This window comes from Liquorilactobacillus oeni DSM 19972, assembly GCF_001436275.1.
In the GTDB taxonomy this organism is placed as follows: Bacteria; Bacillota; Bacilli; order Lactobacillales; family Lactobacillaceae; genus Liquorilactobacillus; species Liquorilactobacillus oeni.
Genome location: NZ_AZEH01000034.1, coordinates 15295 through 35332, shown reverse-complemented (window position 1 = coordinate 35332; position 20038 = coordinate 15295). Strand labels below are relative to the sequence as shown.

The 20038-nt window shown below is 36.3% G+C and carries 20 protein-coding genes, 1 pseudogene and 1 other annotated feature; of the genes and pseudogenes, 17 read left to right on the top strand and 4 right to left on the bottom strand.

The genetic code is table 11. The features are described from left to right. Positions 1-91 precede the first annotated feature (91 nt). Positions 92-462: pseudogene (locus FD46_RS04150) on the top strand (TIGR02328 family protein). Positions 463-606: 144 nt separating this feature from the next. Here the strand turns inward: FD46_RS04150 and FD46_RS04145 are convergent. Continuing rightward, complete coding sequence (locus FD46_RS04145) at positions 607-1845, bottom strand: alcohol dehydrogenase catalytic domain-containing protein (RefSeq protein WP_057895930.1); 1239 nt, start codon at positions 1843-1845, stop codon at positions 607-609. Positions 1846-1956: 111 nt separating this feature from the next. Beyond that, on the bottom strand, positions 1957-2934 hold the full coding sequence (locus FD46_RS04140; RefSeq protein ID WP_057895929.1) for a sugar-binding transcriptional regulator: 978 nt from the start codon (positions 2932-2934) through the stop codon (positions 1957-1959). A 156-nt stretch (positions 2935-3090) separates the two neighbouring features. On the opposite strand from FD46_RS04140, the gene FD46_RS04135 reads away from it, so the two are divergent. The 10 genes from FD46_RS04135 (at position 3091) to FD46_RS04105 (ending at position 10110) form a co-directional block, all read left to right on the top strand. Next, positions 3091-3891, top strand: a complete 801-nt coding sequence (locus FD46_RS04135) for an SDR family oxidoreductase (protein ID WP_187329021.1) — start codon at positions 3091-3093, stop codon at positions 3889-3891. A gap of 18 nt (positions 3892-3909) precedes the next feature. Beyond that, entirely contained in the window at positions 3910-4332 is a 423-nt protein-coding gene (locus FD46_RS04130; RefSeq protein ID WP_057895927.1) for a PTS sugar transporter subunit IIA, read from the top strand. Next, positions 4332-4823, top strand: a complete 492-nt coding sequence (locus FD46_RS04125; protein ID WP_057895926.1) for a PTS sugar transporter subunit IIB — start codon at positions 4332-4334, stop codon at positions 4821-4823. The genes FD46_RS04130 and FD46_RS04125 overlap by 1 nt, the downstream gene beginning before the upstream one ends. 8 nt (positions 4824-4831) lie before the next feature. Beyond that, complete coding sequence (locus tag FD46_RS04120; protein WP_057895925.1) at positions 4832-5641, top strand: PTS mannose/fructose/sorbose transporter subunit IIC; 810 nt, start codon at positions 4832-4834, stop codon at positions 5639-5641. A 14-nt stretch (positions 5642-5655) separates the two neighbouring features. Beyond that, positions 5656-6504, top strand: coding sequence for a PTS system mannose/fructose/sorbose family transporter subunit IID (locus tag FD46_RS04115; RefSeq protein ID WP_057895924.1), 849 nt, complete (start codon positions 5656-5658; stop codon positions 6502-6504). 15 nt (positions 6505-6519) lie between these two features. Continuing rightward, complete coding sequence (locus tag FD46_RS10360) at positions 6520-6693, top strand: hypothetical protein (protein ID WP_157047087.1); 174 nt, start codon at positions 6520-6522, stop codon at positions 6691-6693. 160 nt (positions 6694-6853) lie between these two features. Then, positions 6854-7123, top strand: a complete 270-nt coding sequence (locus FD46_RS10555) for a hypothetical protein (protein WP_235805558.1) — start codon at positions 6854-6856, stop codon at positions 7121-7123. A gap of 479 nt (positions 7124-7602) precedes the next feature. After that, the gene (locus FD46_RS10670; protein ID WP_268872845.1) at positions 7603-7725 is read left to right on the top strand and encodes a hypothetical protein; all 123 of its coding nucleotides are present in this window, start codon (positions 7603-7605) and stop codon (positions 7723-7725) included. 101 nt (positions 7726-7826) lie between these two features. Then, the gene (locus FD46_RS04110; RefSeq protein ID WP_202813463.1) at positions 7827-9329 is read left to right on the top strand and encodes a class I mannose-6-phosphate isomerase; all 1503 of its coding nucleotides are present in this window, start codon (positions 7827-7829) and stop codon (positions 9327-9329) included. Positions 9330-9441: 112 nt separating this feature from the next. After that, positions 9442-10110 carry a glucose-6-phosphate isomerase family protein gene (locus tag FD46_RS04105; protein WP_202813462.1) on the top strand — a complete coding sequence of 223 codons (669 nt, stop codon included), beginning with the start codon at positions 9442-9444 and terminating at the stop codon, positions 10108-10110. A 122-nt stretch (positions 10111-10232) separates the two neighbouring features. Here the strand turns inward: FD46_RS04105 and FD46_RS04100 are convergent, their stop codons facing one another. Next, positions 10233-11603, bottom strand: a complete 1371-nt coding sequence (locus tag FD46_RS04100) for an FAD-dependent oxidoreductase (protein ID WP_057895923.1) — start codon at positions 11601-11603, stop codon at positions 10233-10235. Between the two features lie 241 nt (positions 11604-11844). Then, positions 11845-12093 (top strand) — a binding site (T-box leader). A 51-nt stretch (positions 12094-12144) separates the two neighbouring features. Here FD46_RS04100 and FD46_RS04095 point away from each other — a divergent pair. Together FD46_RS04095 and FD46_RS04090 are read left to right on the top strand one after the other, a co-directional pair. Beyond that, the gene (locus tag FD46_RS04095; protein WP_057895922.1) at positions 12145-13350 is read left to right on the top strand and encodes a trans-sulfuration enzyme family protein; all 1206 of its coding nucleotides are present in this window, start codon (positions 12145-12147) and stop codon (positions 13348-13350) included. 13 nt (positions 13351-13363) lie between these two features. Then, the gene (locus FD46_RS04090) at positions 13364-14662 is read left to right on the top strand and encodes an O-acetylhomoserine aminocarboxypropyltransferase/cysteine synthase family protein (protein ID WP_057895921.1); all 1299 of its coding nucleotides are present in this window, start codon (positions 13364-13366) and stop codon (positions 14660-14662) included. 223 nt (positions 14663-14885) lie between these two features. On the opposite strand, the gene FD46_RS04085 is transcribed toward FD46_RS04090, so the two are convergent. Next, complete coding sequence (locus FD46_RS04085; protein WP_057895920.1) at positions 14886-15800, bottom strand: methyl-accepting chemotaxis protein; 915 nt, start codon at positions 15798-15800, stop codon at positions 14886-14888. Between the two features lie 329 nt (positions 15801-16129). Between FD46_RS04085 and FD46_RS04080 the strand changes: the two genes are divergently transcribed. The 4 genes from FD46_RS04080 to FD46_RS04065 all read left to right on the top strand — a co-directional run bounded on the left by FD46_RS04080 (position 16130) and on the right by FD46_RS04065 (position 20037). After that, entirely contained in the window at positions 16130-17158 is a 1029-nt protein-coding gene (locus FD46_RS04080; protein WP_057895919.1) for a sugar transferase, read from the top strand. Beyond that, positions 17155-17934, top strand: coding sequence for a glycosyltransferase family 32 protein (locus FD46_RS04075; protein WP_057895918.1), 780 nt, complete (start codon positions 17155-17157; stop codon positions 17932-17934). Before FD46_RS04080 ends, FD46_RS04075 begins: the two co-directional genes overlap by 4 nt. Positions 17935-17967: 33 nt before the next feature. Continuing rightward, positions 17968-18921, top strand: a complete 954-nt coding sequence (locus tag FD46_RS04070) for a glycosyltransferase family 2 protein (RefSeq protein ID WP_057895917.1) — start codon at positions 17968-17970, stop codon at positions 18919-18921. 66 nt (positions 18922-18987) lie between these two features. Beyond that, entirely contained in the window at positions 18988-20037 is a 1050-nt protein-coding gene (locus FD46_RS04065; protein WP_057895916.1) for an ABC transporter permease, read from the top strand. The last annotated feature ends 1 nt before the right edge of the window (position 20038 follow it).

The following is a 20038-nucleotide window of genomic DNA, read 5'->3' as shown; positions in this document are numbered from 1 at the left end:
AGGGCCATTTTTGGCTAAATTGACTTATAAATACCAAATTTCTTACTTAAAAAAGTCACAGTTGATTTTGCAATTTAAAGAGGTGAAATAAATGCGTTTGTGGCATCAAAGCTTAATTACCAGACTGCCTCGACAGCAATTGTTAGGGCAGCATCGCGAAATCGCGGCATTGCGAGGAAACGGCTGGGGGCGCCCGCATGCAACTGTAAATTATGTTTTTAAACATTCACCTTACAAATTGTATCAATTTCATCTTTTAGTTCTGGAGGAAATGAAAAGACGTGGTTATCACCCGGATAAGAAGTGGTTTGCTGCTGCTTATCGCGGCAAAGCCTGTCCGCTTTATCAAGCAATAAAGCCGGTGCTCTCACACAGCCGATTTATCTGGAACACGATGAAATTTATTTGAAAGAATGTCTGCAAAACTTGGCTGATAAAGGAATAAAAATAGAATTTTTATAACATGATTATGATATTGAAGAGCCAAAGAATAAGAACAGCTACACCTGTGTGAAATGATTTTCCACTGTGCAATTCTGCTAATATTCTTCGGCTCTTTGTTTGCTATATTAAGTTGTTGTTTATGGATGCATAGAAATGGCGTATTTATTCTGTGATATCTGGTTTATTCTTGAGAATCCATTTTTCAGCTTCAGGTGACCATAAACCATCATGCTTTGCTAGAATTTTCCCAAGTTCTGTTTGTGGGTCGACCTTGGCTAATTCTATCCTATCAAACTTTTTAGTAGGATACGTTAATTTTTTACCGCCACCTATTTCAGGCTGATTTAAAGTAGTTTCGGCTGCGGCGTTTAAGCCTAAAACGTGAGTAATAACTTTTGCCACATTTAATTTACCTGTTGCAATTATTTCAGCAGCTTTTGCTTCGTTTTCAGCATTACCACCTGAGGTTCCTGCGACATGAGTAAAATTGTAATGGACATCATAAAAATTCAGCGTCGCTTTAAAATCTTTATTAACCGGGCCGGCAAACTGATTTAGACAGCCATCCGCACGTAGTAATTCCCCAGCCAACGTAACTATTGGAGAAACACTGATTAGCGAAAAAACATCGTCGTATCCTTCATTATCGACTGCATTTAGCAAAAGTTTTTTCTGCTCTTCAATTGAAAGATTGTTTACATTAACAAAAATCATTTTTACTTCATCGGAAGGGTAAAGTTTTTTTGCCCTATCTAACTTTTCTTGGTTAATATCTGTTACAACTAATGTTTTTGGCTTTACATCAGCATGGATAGCATAGTCAATTGCAAGAAGTCCCATTGGCCCAGTACCACCAAGCAATAAAAGATTCCCATCTTTTTTGATTCCCATTTTGTGATTATAAGTATGGGGAATAAGATGGAATTGTGCATCAAAAGCAGCAATAACGCAACTTAAGGGCTCGCAAAGTGATCCTTCATAGTAAGCTTGACCATGGAATGGAATTAAACAGTTTAGTTCCATAACTTCATTAGGAATAACAATTGCAGTAGCATCACCGCCGATATATGGGTATGAATAACCTGGAACAAAGGGAGTATCATCACGAGCCAAGTTAGGCTGAACAACATAATCTTCTCCAACTGTAAATTTTGCTTGCCATTTTTTCCCAACCTTTAAAATTGTGCCAGCAAATTCATGACCAATCAAAGCAGGATTATGCTTAAGGTCATTAGGTGTTTTTTTGTGGTCTTCCCCCTCTTTGGCAAGTTTCCAAGAAGACATACACATGGTATCACTAACAACTGTGGCTAAAATTTCATCATCTTTAATTTTTGGAAGTTCAAATTCCTCAACTCGTAAATCTTCTTTCCCATAAATTCTAAGTCCAGTACTTTTCATAATTTCAGCGCTCCTTCACATTTGTGATTATAAGGTTTTGTGTAATAAATAACTTTTATCGCCATTATAATAGCACATAGTGTGAAGCTTGATAGACTAATTTATATTATTTCACATATGTGAAATAGAAAGATGTTTTATCTGACGAGCTACTTTGTCTGTGGTAATTAAAATGTCTAAGAGGTTGTCTCTTAATGCTCCTATAATTGCCTCAACTTTTCTATCCCCAGCCGCGACGCCAATAACCGTATTCATTTTCCGTAATTGTGATAAGCTGGCACCAACTAAATTAGGGTACACTTCTCGATATTCGTCTCCGTTTATAGAAAAAGACTGGGACAAGACATCTCCTACCATAGAATCTTTATATATTCCTTCAGAACCTTCTTCTTTATAAAATGCTCTCCAATTGTAATTATCTACCATTTTTGCACTCCCAATTCCAACTAAAGCGATATTTATTTTTTCCCATAATTGGACAGTACTTCTATTTGTCTCTGTAGAAAGAATTTCACGCATGATTTTTTCAGAGTTAATAAAAACCGGAGAATCAAGAGAAAACAAATTTGAATTAGGAATTTTGTTACACATTTGATGAACAAGGTGATTAGCTTGACATGAAATATCAAGTTTACCCATTGGACTGCCTATCAAAGGAACGATTGAAACATTTTCTGCTTTTTTTGAGAGGAAAAAATTTTCGATTACTTTTTTGAGTGTTTCTCCCCAAGACATCCCAATGATGGAATTATCCTTGATAAGTTCATTAAGAAGGTTATTTGTATAAACTGAAATACTTTCAAGATCATCTTGGTAATCGCTGCTATCTGCGGTAGGAACAATGATTGCTTGTTCCAAATTGAAATTTTTACAAATGAAGTCTGCTAATTGATCATTAACTTTACTTGTAGGAGGAGCCACAGTTATTTTAACGACACCTATTTTTCGTGCTGTTTTTAATATTCGGCTAATTTCTGTTCTATGAATATGCAGCATTTCTGAAATTTGTTTTTGTGAATAACTTTGCTTGTAATACAATTCCGATACTTGGATCAGACGTTCAATTTGTTTTGAGTTTGAATATGTCATAAGCGTCCTTCTTTCTAAAATAAATTATATCACAAATGTGAAAAAAATAAAAAAGCGTTTACATTGTTATGATTATTGGCTAATCTATAGGCGTAAAGCAAGTTGTAAAAATAAATAACTTTTATCACAAATGATACTTTAAAGTTGGGGGTTTTAATAATGGATTGGTTAAATTTAACGGACAAAACGTTTATTGTAACAGGTGGGTCCTCTGGTATTGGGGAAGCAATCATTAAAGAATTACTTCACGATGGTGCAAATGTTGTTAATGCTGATTTGAAAAAAGGTGATTTTGAAAATGATCATCTGCATTTTGTGGAAACAGATGTTACCTCAGCAAAACAAGTAGATAATGTTGTTCAAGAAGCTGTTAAAACTTTTGGAAGTTTGGCCGGTGTAGTTAATAATGCAGGAATTAATTTACCACGTTTACTCGTTGACTTGAGCGCCCCAAAAGGAAAATATGAACTTGATGAAAATGTTTTTGAAAAGGTTTTTGCTGTAAATGTAAAAAGTGTGTTCTTGATGTCTCAAGCTGTTGGACGTGTGTTAGCTAAAAATGGTAAGGGCGTAATTGTCAATATGTCTTCTGAAGCAGGATTAGAAGGTTCACAAGGGCAAAGCGTTTATGCAGGAACTAAGTCAGCAATTAATGGTCTAGGTCGTTCTTGGGCAAAGGAGCTTGGAAAATACAATGTACGTGTTGTCGGCGTAGCTCCAGGAATTATGGAAGCAACAGGTTTGAGAACGCTCAGCTATGAGCAAGCATTGGCCTATACACGTGGAATAACAGTAGAAAAATTACGCGAAGGATACAAAAGTACTACGACAACACCTCTAGGCAGAAGCGGCAAGTTAAGTGAAGTTGCAAGCTTTGTTGCATTCCTTCTTTCAGATAAAGCTGGATATATTACTGGAGTTACGGTCAACGTTGCCGGTGGTAAATCTAGAGGCTAAAAAGGCAGGTAACTAACTATGAATATTATTTTAGTAGGGCATCACAAAACCGCTGTCAGTATGAAAAATGCAGTGGAAATGATTTTCGGCAAGGTCGAGGATTTTTATCCAGTAACTTTTTTACCAAAGGAAGGACTCCAGGAATTAACAGCTAAATTGGAAAATACTATTCAAAGGTTAGATAAAACTAGAGAAATTTTAGTAGTTGCTGATCTTTTTTCTGGAACTCCTTATAATGCAGCAGCTACTTTATATTTACAACACAAGGTAACAGATGTTATTGCAGGAATGTCGCTCCCAATTTGTCTTGAGATTGCTACTCAAAAAGATAACATGAATACTTCTGAATTAGTTCATTACATTTTGGATAACAGTGCATCTTATACCAAAGTATTAAGTGACGTTTTGCAGCAACAAAAAAATGAAGAGGAGGATTTTTAATGATTATTACATTAGCACGTATAGATGACCGTCTCATTCATGGACAAGTTACTACCGTATGGTCAAAAAAAGCAGCAGCAGATCGGATCATTATTGTTGACGAAAATGTTTATCAAGATGAAATCAGGAAAACGCTTTTGAAACAAGCTTGCCCTCCAGGGATGAAAGTTAACATAGTAAATGTTCCTAAAGCAATTGCTGTTTTCAATAATTCAAAATATAAAGATGACAAAATATTTTATCTATTTACCAACCCTGCAGAAGCTTTGAAGCTAGTAAAAGGCGGTGTTCCTGTGAAGAAATTAAATATCGGAGGAATGCAATACAGCGAAGGGAAAACACAGATTACAAAGTCGGTTTCCCTTGATCAAGAAGATGTTAAAGCTTTTAAACAACTAGATCAATTAGGTGTCAAATTGGATTTACAGGTTGTCGAATCGGATCCCCATGTTAATATAATGGACAAAATTTCCGAAAAATATAAGGGGTGAGTTAAACCATGTCAATATTACAAATCATTTTGATCTTTATCTGGTCTTCAATTGTTGGCAGTGGAAGTGTACTAGATGAATTCCAAACACATCGTCCCTTAATTGCTTGCAGTATTATGGGACTTATTTTAGGCGATCCCGCCAAAGGGCTTGTTTTAGGGGGGACACTGGAACTAATTGCTTTGGGATGGATGAATATTGGTGCTGCCCAGTCTCCTGATTCAGCTTTGGCAAGCACAATTTCAACTATTCTGGTTATCGTCGGTGGCCAAAGTATCGGGAAAGGGATTGCCATTGCTCTTCCAGTAGCAGCTGCGGGACAAGTTTTAACAGTATTTGCTCGTACAATCACAGTTGCTTTTCAACATGCTGCAGTAAAAGCCGCAGAGAATGCAAACTTTAGAGCAATTGAAATACTACACTTCTCTGCTTTGTTTGTGCAAGCTTTGAGAGTCTCAATTCCCACAACATTGGTCGCTGTTTTTGTCAGTCCAGATATGGTTAAGGCAATGCTTGATGCGCTTCCGAAAGTTGTCACTGGAGGACTGACAGTTGCTGGCGGCTTTATCGTGGTGGTTGGATATGCCATGATTTTGAATATGATGAGTGTTAAGTATTTAATGCCTTTCTTCTACTTGGGTTTTGTGCTTGGCGGATATTTGAAATTGAGTTTGCTGGCTTTTGGGATAGTAGGTTTAATATTTGCAATCCTTTATGTGCAATTGAATCCTAAGTTTGCACATCCAGTGAAAGCTGTTGCTGAAAGCAACCAGTCTAATTCAGGTGGAGACTTAGCCGATGATGAACTTGAAGATTGAAGGGAGGACTTATTATGGAAGACAAGAAAACGGAGATAGCGAAAGAAAAAACTAAGTTAACAAAAAAAGATATTTTTCAAACATTTATATTTGAAAATTTTCAACAGGCTTCTTTTAACTTCGAAACTATCCATGGACTTGCGTTTTGTGTTGATATGATTCCAACTATTAGAAGAGTATACAAATCAAAAGAAGAAAGGGTAAAAGCACTTAAAAGACATCTTGCCTTCTTTAACGTTACACCTGCATTTTGTGGTCCAGTAGTTGGGATTACTATGGCAATGGAACAGGGGCGTTCTGAAGGAGAAGAGATTGATGAGGGGACTATTCAAAGTTTAAAAGTCGGTTTGATGGGACCGTTAGCAGGTGTAGGAGATCCTTTAATGTGGGGCACGTTGCGTCCTATACTTGCCGCTCTTGGTGCTTCCTTAGCACTTCAGGGGTCTTGGTTTGGACCTTTGATCTTCTTCTTTGCTTTTAATGGTGTCCGTTTAGGACTTAAATGGTACGGTTTAAAATTAGGTTTAGATAGAGGATTAGCACTCGTTAAAGATATCTCAGGTAATCTTTTACCAAAGCTAACAGAAGGTGCAACGGTTTTGGGACTATTCATCATGGGGGTGTTAGTTACAAAATGGACAACTATCAATATCCCATTAGTGGTTTCGCGTACTACAACTGGCGGGAAAACAACAGTTACTACTTTTCAACAAATACTTGATCAGCTTTGTCCAGGGCTTCCTGCTTTAGGCTTAACCTTATTGATGATGTACCTTTTGAAGAAAAAAGTTAATCCGATAATCTTGATTTTTGCACTGTTTGGGCTTGGAATATTAGGATATGGGCTTGGAATTCTTAAATAGTCTGGAAGTGATATGATGACCGATAGTTCTATTGCAATGATAATTGGAGTATTGCTACTTTCTTTAGGATTATTTTCTAAAAATATTAATTTTAAAAAAATGCAAAATAAAGCGAGTCGTAATGTTAAGTATCTTTATATTTTAGCAGGATTATTACTTGTCTTCATCGGAATTTTTCAACAATTTTAAATTAAGACTATATCAAGCATTGATTCAAAGTTAATTATTGTTGTGAAAAAGATTAAGATAATAATTTTTTGTAGCCTAGTTAAAGTTGAATTGTATAAAAAATAGATAAAGGTTTGGTCTTTTACTGAATCTGATTTAGCATAGTGCCGATTAAATTAAAGTGGTAACGTGGTTAACTTTCCTTGCTTTGTTAAATGCAAAGTGGGGATTTTTTTATTCTTTCATTAATTTAAACTTAGTTAGAAGCGAATTACGATGTACGATTAAAACCAAAACTGGTAACTATATTTATGATGTTGTAAGGAATTTTTTACGGACATTTTCACTTGAAGATGCGCCCATAACATATCGGACAGAAGAATTAGAAGATGATGCTCTTCTAATAGTTCGGCGTGTGCAAGTCAAAGTAAGTAAGTTAAGCATGGATTAAAGGCTGTTACTAGTGGTAAATTTAGTCGAAGCTGCCGGCATTAGACTTTTTGTGGAAGCTTAGAGAAATTACAAAGTATGACTATCAAAGAAATTATTTGTTTAAATGAGCAGAAAATAAACTGATAACGCTGAATTTGCAGGCAAAGTATCTTATAAAACGGACCATTCATTTTTCACAGTTTTCAAATTTTTTCAAACGGTCATTCCAGTAGAGATTGTATCTAAGCAAAAATATTGTAGCTGAGTTTCTTGGCAAACAGCTGCGTTTACTCGTTTATAAAAGGTTTTAAATATAGATAATAATATTTACTAATTTTTGTAATATCTGGATCAGTAATATTTAAGAATAGTTATTCAAATAACCAAAGCAAGAATATAAATGCGAGTATTTTATGGTATACTCGCAATATTAATAAAACGCTTTCTAAAATATTTTATCTGCAGCTGTGTAACTTAGAGTTTAAAGGAGGCTTCACTATGGTTTATGATTTAGAGCCAGAAAAAGCAATTTCTGATTACGAATTTGCAGTAGAAGGGAAAAAAGGTATTTTAGAAGAACTACGTAAAGAAGTTTCAAAACTCGGGAAAACAACTTATTAATTGTTTTTGAATGTTATCCGGGAACTGATCTGCAAGAACTGCGAGATGATATTATAATTCCGCTGCATGCTGATAAAATTCAGCTTGCAGATGACCTGGCTATGGATGAAAATCAGTTGAATGTAAAAGTTGCTGATAAACTAACAACTGATCGGGTTTTTGGACGAATGACGCAGTATAGCCTAGAAGAATTTTACCCAGATTATCTTGAACAGAGAAAGATTTTTGAACATCCCAAGGGCCTTAATGTTATTTATGGAACCGGTGCAGCTATACTCGCACCTGAACCTGATATTTTAATCTACTGTGACCTGGCACGCTGGAAAATACAGTTGCGCTATCGTGCTGGTATGAGCAACTGGCACCGACATAACGAACAAGAGGATGCACTTAGAAAATTTAAGGGTGGCTATTTTCTTGATTGGCGCTGGGCTGATCAGTTAAAAAAACAGCTGCTTCCAAAAATGGACTTTTATTTAGATACTAATATAAAAAAAAAGCCGCGAATGATTGCTGGAATTGATCTACTGCATGGGTTAGCTGAAGTCATTACCGGACCATATCGAACTGTTCCGTATTTTGATGAAAGTGTATGGGGCGGTTGCTGGATGAAAAAAAATTTTAAACTGTCTGATAGTAAACCAAATTATGGTTGGGCATTTGATGGTGTTCCTGAAGAAAACAGCCTTTATTTGAGATATGGAACAGTTAGGATTGAAGTTCCGGCGACTAATCTGCTCTTAGTGGCCCCTCAAAAAGTGCTTGGGGTAAAAGTTTACGCGCGCTTTGGAGCAGAATTTCCACTGCGTTTTGATTATTTGGATACTGTTAAAGGTGGAAATTTAAGTTTACAAGTTCATCCTTTAACTGAATATATCAAGGCTAAATACGGGATGGGCTACACACAAGATGAAAGTTATTATATTTTGAAGGCTACTCCAAAGTCAGCGGTTTACCTTGGTGTAAAAGATGATGTTAATAAAGAGGCACTAAGCAGTGACTTGAAAGCTGCTGAAGAGGGCAAGCTACAATTTGCAGCTGAAAAGTATGTTAACAAGTTTCCAGCAAAACAAGGCGACCATTTTTTAATACCAGCAGGAACTATTCACTGTGGTGGAAGTGAAACTGTAATATTAGAGATCAGTGCTACTCCGTATATTTTTACTTTTAAAATGTGGGATTGGGGCCGAGTTGGTCTAGATAAAAAACCGCGCCCAATTCACTTAAAAGAAGGCTTAGATAATCTGCAATGGCAGCGTGACACAAAGTGGGTTAAAGAAAACTTGATTAATCACGTTATTCCTATTTCCTTACAGCAAAATGAAGTGATTGAAAGGACAGGATTAGCTGAAAGTTTTGAATTCATTGAAACTTGGCGTCATCGTATTAAGACTGCTGGAAAATTTGAAAACCATGGCAGTGTAAACATGCTGAATATGGTAGTAGGAGAAAAAGCAGTTGTCAAAAGCCCTCATGGTTCATTTGCTGATTTTGAAATCCATTTTGGCGAGACTTTTATTGTTCCTGCGATGATAGAAGAATACTTGATTGAAAAAGAAACAGATAAGGAAGAAATTATTGTACTTCAAGCGTTTGTAAAGTGAGGTAGAAAATGATTGATCCCGGTTTTGAAATCAGAACGGATACGAAAAATTTGGACTTTAAATTTAGTCCGAAAAGTTTTGGCCCAAAAACAAAAAAAGAAGGCTTAGTGAGGTGCGGTCTAGTTTACTAGATAAAAATGCTAAAGGACCGGATGTCATATATGGAATTGCCATGGATATTGGGAGAATCGCAGATCGGGCAGATTTAATTCAGCGTCATCTGTTGTATGGTGCTGTTATTTATGCTTCTGGGCATTTGGGAAAAGAGCCGATTCGCAGTCAAGGGCATATTCATTCGATTTCGCCTTCTGCTCAATTTTCAACTCCAGAAGTCTATGAAATTTGGGAAGGCAAATGCATTGTGTTGATGCAGGAAACTGCAAATAAGGATCCCGGAAGAGTATTCGTAATCCATGCATCTCCAGGAGAATTAATAATTGTTCCGCCTAGATGGGCGCATTGTACAATTAGTGCTTTATCAGGAACCCCGCTTGTATTTGGAGCTTGGTGTATTCGTGATTATGGCTTTGAGTATGAACAGATTCGTTCACACCATGGACTGGCGTTTTACCCAATTTTAAATAACAACGAAATTACTTGGCGGTATAACGACCATTATAAAAAGACATTACTGATTGAAAAAACATCTCAGCGATATACTGGATTAGGAATAAAAAGAGATAAGCCGATATATACTCAGTATACAGAAAATCAGCATGCATTTGACTTTGTGACCAAACCGCAAAAGTACATGGATATTTGGAATAATTTTATTCCTTGATAGGAACGGCCTCAGATTAAAATCTTCCCATTTTTAACTAGTAGAAAACACAAACTGCATGAATATTGTTCAGCAGTTTGTGTTTTTATTGTGATATTAACAACTAATGAAATAATGTATTTTTAAAAGAGATTATCACCTAATGCATGCTGTGCTGCTAAATTCAACAGGCTCCACTGACGGTCAAAACCTGGCTGGAAGAAGAAGTCAGCTTCGGCTAAATCTTCAAGACGCAACTTATGCTGGATAGCGAGCGCAATCACATTGCCTTGAGCTGTGAGATCATAAGTTGACAATACTGCCCCGCCGACAATACGATGTGAATTCGGTTCATATGCCAGTTTGACGAAAACAGATACATTACCTTTATCTGCAGGAACATATTGCGGTCTTAATGTGTCTTGGTAAAAAGAAGTCTTAATTGAGATTCCTGCACGTTTTGCTGTTGTTTCATTAAGCCCGCTCGTTGCAAAGTGGTAGTCAAAGACACTTAGTGCTGACGAGCCCACGATTCCCTTGAATGGAACTTCTGGTTTTTTTTCAAAGAGATGCTGAACAACATAACGTGCTTCTCTGCGAGCTACTGTTGCCAGTGCGATTGGAAGGTGTTTGCCAGCAGCTACTGAATAGGCAAGCGTTGCGTCCCCAATTGCATAGACATCAGGCAGGTTAGTACGCAGATATTCATCTGTTTTAATAAATCCGTGTCCATCTAATTCTATAGTTCCGTTAAGCCATTGTGTATTAGGCTGGACTCCAACTGCTTGTATCACAAGGTCACTTGGATATTCTTTGTCTTCAGTTTTAACTGTCTCAACCTTGCCAACTCCAGCAAATTCTTGAATATGTGCATTCATTACCACTTTAACGCCTTTATCATTAAGCTCTTTTTCAATAATAGAAGTCATTTCAGGATCAAGATAAGCACCTAACGGATGATCGATTACATCTAGAAGAGTTACGTTCTTTCCTGCTTTGCGGCTTGCCTCAACAGCCTCTAAACCGATATAACCGGCACCGACTACCGTTACATTTTTGACTTTTTTATCCTCTAATTTTTGTTTAATGCTGGTAGCCCAATCGTAGCCCCGCATTAAATAAACATTCTTAAGCTTTTTTCCAGGAATCGGCAATTCTTTTGGTACAACTCCAGAACTTAAGATTAACTTGTCATAACCAACTTCTTCAGTGTCACCTGACTGATTGGATTTAACAGTTACAGTTTTTTTGTCTGCATTAATATGGGTAACTTCATGATTATTTAGCAGATGAACTCCCTTTTTTGTGAATTGTTCAGGTTTGAAATTACGAACGTCGTTTACATTTGTTACACTGTTTTCAAGATACAATTGCATCCCGCACGACATGAACGAAACAAAATCACCAGCCTCAAACAAGGTGATATCAACATCACTATTTCTTTGCAGCAATTCTAGAATTGCTTGATGCCCGCCATGGGAAGCTCCAACGATAATTACCTTTGACTTTGCCATTAAAAAACAACCTCCTATAATGTTGGTTATTGAATAACTATATTTACTGGTTATCCATCCATAAACTATTTTATAATTATTCTAAATTACAGTCAAATAAAACAGTTTTATTTATGAATTGTAATTATTTTTCGAATAAGTCAGCCTAAAAAGACTTAGCTTTTCAACAAATATAGAATATTATTAAAATATAGTTGACATTTTCTCATAAATGACTGATAATACTGTAAAAATAAGTGAAATAAACAGTAGGATGAGTAATTAAAGAGCTGCTTTCAGAGAATCGCTGGTTGGTGTAAAGCGATAAGAAGTAATTTAATGAAGATGGTCCTATCTTTAAAGTTACATTGCTAAGCCGATTATAAGCGGTAAAGCGGTGGCGGTAACTTCCGTTATAGAGTTAGAGGTAATAGTACCTCTTGAGAAACTGCTTGTGAAAGCTGTTTAAACTAAGGTGGTAGCACGGAAATGAGTACTTTTCGTCCTTGTTCGAAAGAACGGGGATGGAGAGTACTTTTTTTATAGAAAGGAGTCCTTTAAAATGACAGGGTTTAACACACAACTAGTTCATGGTAAAGAAATTAAAGATAATAATACAGGCGCAATTAATATGCCGATCTATAATTCATCCACCTATCAGTACCCTAAAATTGGCGATAAAGTCCGTTGGGATTATGCACGCTCAGGTAACCCTACTAGAGAGTTTCTAGAAAAACAAGTAGCACAGCTTGAAAACGGTGCGTGCGGTTTTGCCTTTGCCTCAGGGATGGCAGCAATTCATGCTGTTTTTGCAATTTTTAAGCCGGGTGATCATATTTTGATTGGCCAGCAGCTGTATGGCGGCACTTATCGCTTGATTAATCAATATTTTAAACTGCAGGGAATAACTTTTACTACTGTGGATACACGCAATCTAAAAAAAGTAGAAGAAGCAATTCAAGATAATACAAAAGCAATCTATTTTGAACCGGTTACGAATCCATTATTGCATGTAACGAGTGTTAAAAAGATAGCAGCTGTTGCTAAAAGGCATAATATATTAACAATTGTTGATAACACATTTTTGACACCGTACCTGCAGAAGCCTTTAGATTTAGGAGCAGATTTTGTCGTTCATTCTGCAACTAAATATTTAAGCGGACACTCTGATGTAATTGCAGGGCTGGTAGTTGCAAAGACTTTTGCACTAGGAGAAAAAATTTATTTTGTACAAAATGCGCTTGGCGGTGTACTTTCACCTGAAAGTGCAAACCTTGTTCGCAGAGGCATTCAGACACTTTCAGTCCGATTAGACAGGCAGCAGCAAAATGTGGCTGCTATTATCAGCTTTTTGCAAGGAAGACGCGAGGTAGTTCAGATTAATTATCCGGGTATTTCAGGGACTAAGGATCATGAAATCGCACAACATGAATGCCGGGGATTCGGAGGGGTTTTTTCTTTCACATTGAGTCCAGCAGTTAACGCATCAAGCTTTGTTAATCATCTTCGCTTGCTTAAACTTGCAGTTAGTCTTGGCGCGGTGGAAAGCTTAGTAGAAATACCTTATGAAATGAGTCATGCAGAATTACCGCCGCGAGAAAGAATTAATGCTGGAATTACTCCTCAATTAATCAGATGTGCAATTGGTATTGAAGATAGTGAAGATCTGATTGCTGATATAAAAAGCGCACTTGCAGCAGCTGTAATACCAAAAAATTCAACTGTTGTTTCATTATTAAATTCCAAGGGAACTTTAGTTAATAAGTAGGAGAGTGAAAATTTTGGAAGATTGTAAATTTAATACTCGAAGAATTCATGCTGGTTATAAACCCAGTGAGCATCATTTTGCTTCATCCGTTCCAATTTATCAAACTGCTGCATTTGAATTGACCAACACGCAAGTTGCTAATCAGATAGTTACAGGACAACTGCCGGGGCGGTTTGATTACTCGCGAGATGGTAATCCGACTGTTGCAGTGTTTGAAAAAAGAATTGCAGCACTGGAAGGTGGAGTGGATGCAGTTGCTGTGGGATCAGGAATGTCTGCAATTTCGTTTGCAATTTTTAATGTTGCAGAAGGAGGCGGCAGAATTATTGCGCCTACGAATATTTACGGCTCCAGTTTAGATGAATTTCGTAACTTTTTTCCAAAATTTGGGATTAATTTTGATCTGGTAGACAGCCCTAATGATTTTGAAGGAATAAAGCGGTTGATCGGCTCAGATACAAAGGCAATTTATGTTGAAAGTGTAGCAAACCCCAGTACTGAGATTGCAGATATTGAAGGTTTGGCTAAGATTGCACATGAAGCTGGAATTCCACTGATTGTAGATAATACCTTGCCGACTCCTTACTTGTTGCGTCCGTTTGAATACGGCGCAGATATTACTGTTTATTCTTCTACTAAGGGAATTAATGGGCATGGAAATGCACTTTCGGGTCTGGTGGTTGACCATGGGAAGTTTGACTGGAATAACGGTCATTTTCCTCAGTTTACCGAGAATGAATTTATTTTAGGCGATGAAGAACAGCATATCCAACATAGTTTTGTAAGCAAGTTCGGCAACGCAGCGTTTATCAAGAGGATCAGAATGAAGTATGTTCGCCTCCTAGGCTCTGTGCTTGGACCTAGTGAAGCATATCTGATCCTGTTGGGATTAGAAACAATCTCTGAAAGATTGGATAAAGAGGTTTCGAATGCCAAGAAAATTGCAGAATTTTTAGCACAAAGCCAATATGTGAAACAAGTATTTTATTCTGGTACTGAAAGTAACAATAAGTTGTTAAAAAAATATTTTCCCAAAGGCGTAGGAGCCTTGTTATCTTTTGAATTAAAGGGGAAAGAAAGTAATGTTGCAAAGCTAATTGAAAATTTACACATCTTTAGCTACTTGCCGAATATTGGAGATGCGAAATCATTAATTGTCAATCCTGCGAGAACTACCCATAGAGAAGTGCCGCAGAAAATCCGCATTAAACATGGATTAAATAATCAACTGCTCAGGTTGTCGATTGGATTAGAAGACGCTGATGATTTAATCACTGACTTAAGGCAAGGGCTGGAAAGAGCTTTTTACTAAAAAATATTAAAAAAACTTCAGTAATCTTTAAGTTTTGTCGGAGTTTTTTATACAAGTCTTTTATCGTTATTCTTAATGGTTTGGCCTACAATCCATCATTGTTGCGGCTATCCATTAAGAAGGGACTAAGTCAAAAGTTAGCTTTTGACTTAGTCCCTTCTGTTTTTAATCCGAAATATTTGCATTAACATGTTTTAATAGTAAGTTTTTCTGGTTTAAAAGGTTAGTTGTTTTTTATCATAAAAAGTGTACTTAAATTATTTACAGATTTTTGCAGTTGTGTTGACATCTCCTTAAGCGTCCCATAAGAATTTGAGCTGCTTCTCATTGATGTTTCGGCTGAAGAAGTCATCTGAAGGATAGCTTCAGAGCTTTGTAGAATAGCGTTAACCTGTTCTGTAATATTTCCAATGTGATCTTGAATTTCCGATGCTTCTTTCCGCACTTGATTAGATAGTTTGCGAATCTCTTTAGCAACAATTGCAAAGCCGTGTCCAACGTCACCAGCTCGTGCAGCTTCGATAGAAGCATTCACTGCAAGCATATTGGTTTGTTTTGAGATTCCATGGATTGTTTTAACGATATCATTAGTTTGTTCTGATCGGTTTGATAAAAAGCGGCTACTTTTCATATTATCACTTGAAGAAGAAGTAATTTCTTGAATATTATTTTGTAAAGAATGAAGGTTACTTCGTCCTCCTTGTGCTATTTCGTCCACTTTTTGTGAAATTTGCGAAACGGTTTTGAGTGAAGCATTCAGCCTTTCGGTCCTTTTAGTAATATCAAAACAGACCTTCATGACGCCAACGACTTGTCCATGTTCATCATTGACAGGAAAATAGTTGGCTTCAAGAAAAACTTGAGCATCATTCTTGTCTTTGCGAATAACACGATCCTGATAACTTTGCCCATTTAAGAGTCTGCTCCAAAATTCTTGATAACTGTCGCTTTTGACATAATCAGAAAAGCATAGGTCATAATGGTGAAGACTCTCTAATTCGACAGTAGTATACTTCAGTATTTTTGCAAACAAAGGTGTTGTATATATAATTTTTTTATTAATATCAAAAATTACAACTGCCATTTCTCGTGAAAGTGCTGTAGAAAAAGCTCTTTTGACTAATTGTTCAGTTTCCATATTTACCCCCTGAGGATAATTGATTAATTTTACCTCAATCATTAGTATCGTCTAAAACGTTTAATTTTTAAGCACAATGAAAAATGTAAAAACAAGTTAAAAATTTATGAAGAGAGTAAGAAACACAAAGCAGTAGTGCAAAATTTGGTAAAATAAATTGCAAACTATTTTAAATGAAAAAACTGCTTTCTTTCAATTCAACAGTTTTTAATGCACCGAGTACGTTACTTCATTATTTTTTATGGTAGTATTTAAAAAAGTAAGGATAAAGGAACTCATTTTCGTGAAATATAAAAGACGAGTACGAAAGGGACGGTTGGTTGTAGCAAATGAACAAATATATAATTTCTATGTATGATAAAAGTCAAAATGAAGCTGGTCCTAAGGCCAAAACAGATATAGTGCATTTTTTAGAAAAATCAGCTTTCAAAGGAATTGAATTTTATTTTAACGGCGGTCGTAAAGCTGAATTATTGAGTTTTAAGCAAGTAATATGGGACATTCCGCATAGACTGAATAAACTGACACCGGGTGTTGTTTTATTTCAGTACCCTGCTTTTAACGCTAGGACAAATACTAAAATAGTGCAGACTGTCAGAAAGAATAAAGGTGCAAAGCTATTTTATATACTGCACGATGTAGAATCTCTACGTCATCGACATGATGATGTAGAGTTTCTCAAAGATGAGATTAATTTTTTTAATCAAAGTGATGGGTTGATTGTGCATAATGACAAAATGCTGACGTGGTTGAAAGAAAAAGGTGTTACTAGGCCTATGGTTAGCCTGCAGCTTTTTGACTATGACAATCCACAGCCGTTATTAAGCAGCCGACCATTTGAACGCACCCTATGTTTTGCTGGTAACTTGAAAAAGTCAACGTTTCTTAGCAAACTACAGTTGAAGCATCGGTTGGAGCTTTTTGGGCCGAATCAATGTGACAATTACCGGGGAAATATTCATTACCGCGGGTCTTTTACTCCTGAATTTCTTCCGTGCAAGTTGACACAAAATTTTGGGCTGATCTGGGATGGCGGAAGCCTGAAAACATGTGATGATAAGTTTGGAAGCTATCTTAGATACAATGATCCGCACAAGGCGTCTTTGTATTTGAGTTCAGGCTTGCCTGTTATTATTTGGGAAAAAGCTGCTCTAGCGGGTTTTGTTAAAAAACATAGACTGGGGATTTTAATTGCTGACCTGCATGACCTTGATGGGGTACTGGAACAGATATCTGAGAGCCAGTATCAAGAACTATGTATCAATGTTGAAAGAGTAGCACATAAATTACGATCAGGTTACTTTATCCGCAATGCTTGGAATTCTTTGCTTGAAAAGGAACAGGAGAGTCTAAAATGATACCTAAAAAAATTCATTATTGCTGGTTTGGCAATACCCCATTGCCCAAACAGTATCAACAATATATTGACGGTTGGAAAAAACTTTGTCCTGATTACGAGATTATTTGTTGGAATGAAACAAATTATGATATCCACAAAAATAGATATATGGAACAAGCCTATGAGGAAAAAAAATGGAGTTTTGTTTCCGATTATGCAGGATTTGATGTTGTTTATGAGTATGGGGGGATCTATCTAGACACAGATGTTGAATTAGTGAAGAACTTAGATAGTTTGCTCAATGAAAATGGCTTTTTTGGGATGGAAACTAACGAAGAAGGAGTTTTTGTGGCACCAGGCCTAGGTTTTGGTGCTGCTAAAGCTGACAAAATCATCAAAGGATTAAGGGATATGTATGAAGGAATAAGGTTTATCAAAAAAAACGGCGAATTGAATACTATTGCTATTCCAGTTTACGCAACGAAGTACCTTGTGCAGTCTGGATTTGAAAAAAGAAATGAATTACAAAAAATTGAAGGTATTATGATATATCCTACGGAATATTTTGCACCTATGGATTTTTTAACCGGCAAAGTACAAATCACAGAAAAGACTTACAGTATCCACCACTACAGTGCATTGTGGCAAGATGAAAGAAGCCGCGTACATACAGAAATTATCAGAAGGAACAATCGACGTTTCGGCAAAAAATGGGGAATGAAGCTGAATTTGTTTTTAAGAATAGGCTGGGGAGTTGCTCGCAGAGTGCGCAGTTTATTTCGTCATAATAATTAGTCTATAAGGAGATGAAAAGCGAGAGATAATGCGATGAAAAAAATTAGTGTAATTGTTCCTATTTATAATGTAGAAAAATATCTGCGACGTTGCCTCGATAGTCTGCTTGCACAAACAATGAAAGATTTTGAATTAATTTTGATTAATGACGGCAGTACAGATTCATCTGGAAGTATTTGCCGAGAATATCAAAAAAAAGCGCCGCAGCTAATTAAATATTATGAAAAAGCAAACGGCGGTTTATCAGATGCACGTAATTATGGAATGCGTTTTGCTACTGGAGAGTACCTGCTTTTTATTGACTCAGATGACTATGTGGAGACACAGATGCTTGAGAATATGTATGCATTGACTAAAAATGGTTCAAAAAAAATTGTTGAATGTAATTTTGTGTGGGAATTTAAGGATTTTTCTAAAAAAGACAAGGGAAGGGCTTATAATTCATTATCTGAATACTTGGTCAAAGGAAGAGTTGTAGCGTGGAACAAACTCTACCGTAGAGACTGGCTTTTTGATACAGGGGTCCTTTTTCCTTATGGCAAACTCTATGAGGATCAGGTTTTCTTCTTTGAGACAGCAGCTTTTTTAAACAATATTTCGGAAGTAGCGAGTGATTTTAATTACGAAGTTCATTATACACAACGTTCTTCTTCAATTTCATACAATGAAACAAATCGAATTATCGAAATTTTTTGGATCTATGAAGATATTATTGCTTTTTATAAAGCAAAAAAGATCTATGCGAGATTTGAACAAGAACTTGAGTATCGCTTTTGCCGTAATTTGTTAGGAAATGTATTGCTTAGAAAGGCAATTAAAATTAAGGATAAAAATTTGAGAAGGAGGCTTTTAGATCAGATTTGGCGAAAAGTCCATGAATGGTTTCCAAATTGGAAGAGAAACTGTTACCTGCACAAGCATGACAGAGTAAACTATTATTTAAGAGCCCTCAACAGGTTCTGGTATCAAATTTTTTACTTTATTTAAGTAAAAGTGCTAGGATAACTTAGTTAACTGTATTATTTTGAAAATACTTTATTTTGAGGTGAACTGATGTTCCTAGCTATTAAAGAAATCAAACATGATAAGTTACGGTATGGTTTAATTATCAGCTTGATATTTTTTGTCAGCTACTTGGTTTTTGTTTTGACAGGTTTAGCATCAGGTTTATCTAATTTGAATAAATCTGCACTTGAACCTTGGCATGCAGAAAGGATTATTCTTAATAAAGATGCACAAGGCCGCTTGGCTCAATCTTTTTTGCCCCTAAGAGATCTTGGAAAAATTGGAAATAGGGGAGCGCAGATTGCGCAATATTCTACAATTGTCAAGGGAAAGAGCGGACAAAAAGAAGAGAATACTCAGCTTCTGGCGGTCAATAAAGATGAGTTTATTTATAAAAGGCTTCCGTTGATTGCTGGAGATAAGTTCACTGCAGAAAAAGAGGCATTAGCTTCCGCTAAATTCAAGACTGACGGATATAAAGTAGGTGATTATTTTACTACTGCTAATTCGAAAGAACAGATTAAGATAGTCGGTTTTACTAAAGAGGCTTCACTAAATGCTGCTCCTGTGGTTTACATTTCCTTTGAAACGCTGGGTAAAATAGATAAAGATGTTACTAACGGAGTGGTTTTGAATAAAAAATTGGATAAAAATATAAAACTTAGTGATAGCGAAAGTTATACGCTTACCCAGTTTATTAACAAATTACCAGGTTATAGTGCCCAGCAGCTGACTTTCAATTTTATGATAGGATTTCTTTTCATAATTATTTTGATAATTATCTCAATTTTCCTTTATATTTTGACAATCCAAAAGCTCCCAAACTTTGGAGTAATGAAAGCTCAGGGGATTCCAACCCGTTATCTGGTACTCAATACATTGACTCAGACTCTCATTATATCTGTTGCTGGTGTCGGAGTTGCCATAGTATTATCAATTTTAACTGCGGTTGTTTTGCCTACCCAAGTACCAATCTCTATTTCTCTTTCCAGTGTGTGCGTTGCTGGGACAGGAATTATTTTAATGTCGTTGTTGGGCTCTTTGATTCCAATTCAACAAATTATAAGGGTTGACCCGGTTAAGATGATTGGAGGATAAA

Excerpts from the sequence above, each read along its gene's own strand:
- FD46_RS04120 (WP_057895925.1), top strand. The coding sequence starts at position 4,832 with ATGTCAATATTACAAATCATTTTGATCTTTATCTGGTCTTCAATTGTT.
- FD46_RS04130 (WP_057895927.1), top strand. The coding sequence starts at position 3,910 with ATGAATATTATTTTAGTAGGGCATCACAAAACCGCTGTCAGTATGAAA.
- FD46_RS04085 (WP_057895920.1), bottom strand. The coding sequence starts at position 15,800 with ATGGAAACTGAACAATTAGTCAAAAGAGCTTTTTCTACAGCACTTTCA.
- FD46_RS04115 (WP_057895924.1), top strand. The coding sequence starts at position 5,656 with ATGGAAGACAAGAAAACGGAGATAGCGAAAGAAAAAACTAAGTTAACA.
- FD46_RS04100 (WP_057895923.1), bottom strand. The coding sequence starts at position 11,603 with ATGGCAAAGTCAAAGGTAATTATCGTTGGAGCTTCCCATGGCGGGCAT.
- FD46_RS04095 (WP_057895922.1), top strand. The coding sequence starts at position 12,145 with ATGACAGGGTTTAACACACAACTAGTTCATGGTAAAGAAATTAAAGAT.
- FD46_RS04080 (WP_057895919.1), top strand. The coding sequence starts at position 16,130 with ATGAACAAATATATAATTTCTATGTATGATAAAAGTCAAAATGAAGCT.
- FD46_RS04140 (WP_057895929.1), bottom strand. The coding sequence starts at position 2,934 with ATGACATATTCAAACTCAAAACAAATTGAACGTCTGATCCAAGTATCG.
- FD46_RS04070 (WP_057895917.1), top strand. The coding sequence starts at position 17,968 with ATGAAAAAAATTAGTGTAATTGTTCCTATTTATAATGTAGAAAAATAT.
- FD46_RS04125 (WP_057895926.1), top strand. The coding sequence starts at position 4,332 with ATGATTATTACATTAGCACGTATAGATGACCGTCTCATTCATGGACAA.
- FD46_RS04145 (WP_057895930.1), bottom strand. The coding sequence starts at position 1,845 with ATGAAAAGTACTGGACTTAGAATTTATGGGAAAGAAGATTTACGAGTT.
- FD46_RS04065 (WP_057895916.1), top strand. The coding sequence starts at position 18,988 with ATGTTCCTAGCTATTAAAGAAATCAAACATGATAAGTTACGGTATGGT.
- FD46_RS04075 (WP_057895918.1), top strand. The coding sequence starts at position 17,155 with ATGATACCTAAAAAAATTCATTATTGCTGGTTTGGCAATACCCCATTG.
- FD46_RS10670 (WP_268872845.1), top strand. The coding sequence starts at position 7,603 with ATGGTTTATGATTTAGAGCCAGAAAAAGCAATTTCTGATTACGAATTT.
- FD46_RS10360 (WP_157047087.1), top strand. The coding sequence starts at position 6,520 with ATGACCGATAGTTCTATTGCAATGATAATTGGAGTATTGCTACTTTCT.
- FD46_RS04110 (WP_202813463.1), top strand. The coding sequence starts at position 7,827 with ATGGATGAAAATCAGTTGAATGTAAAAGTTGCTGATAAACTAACAACT.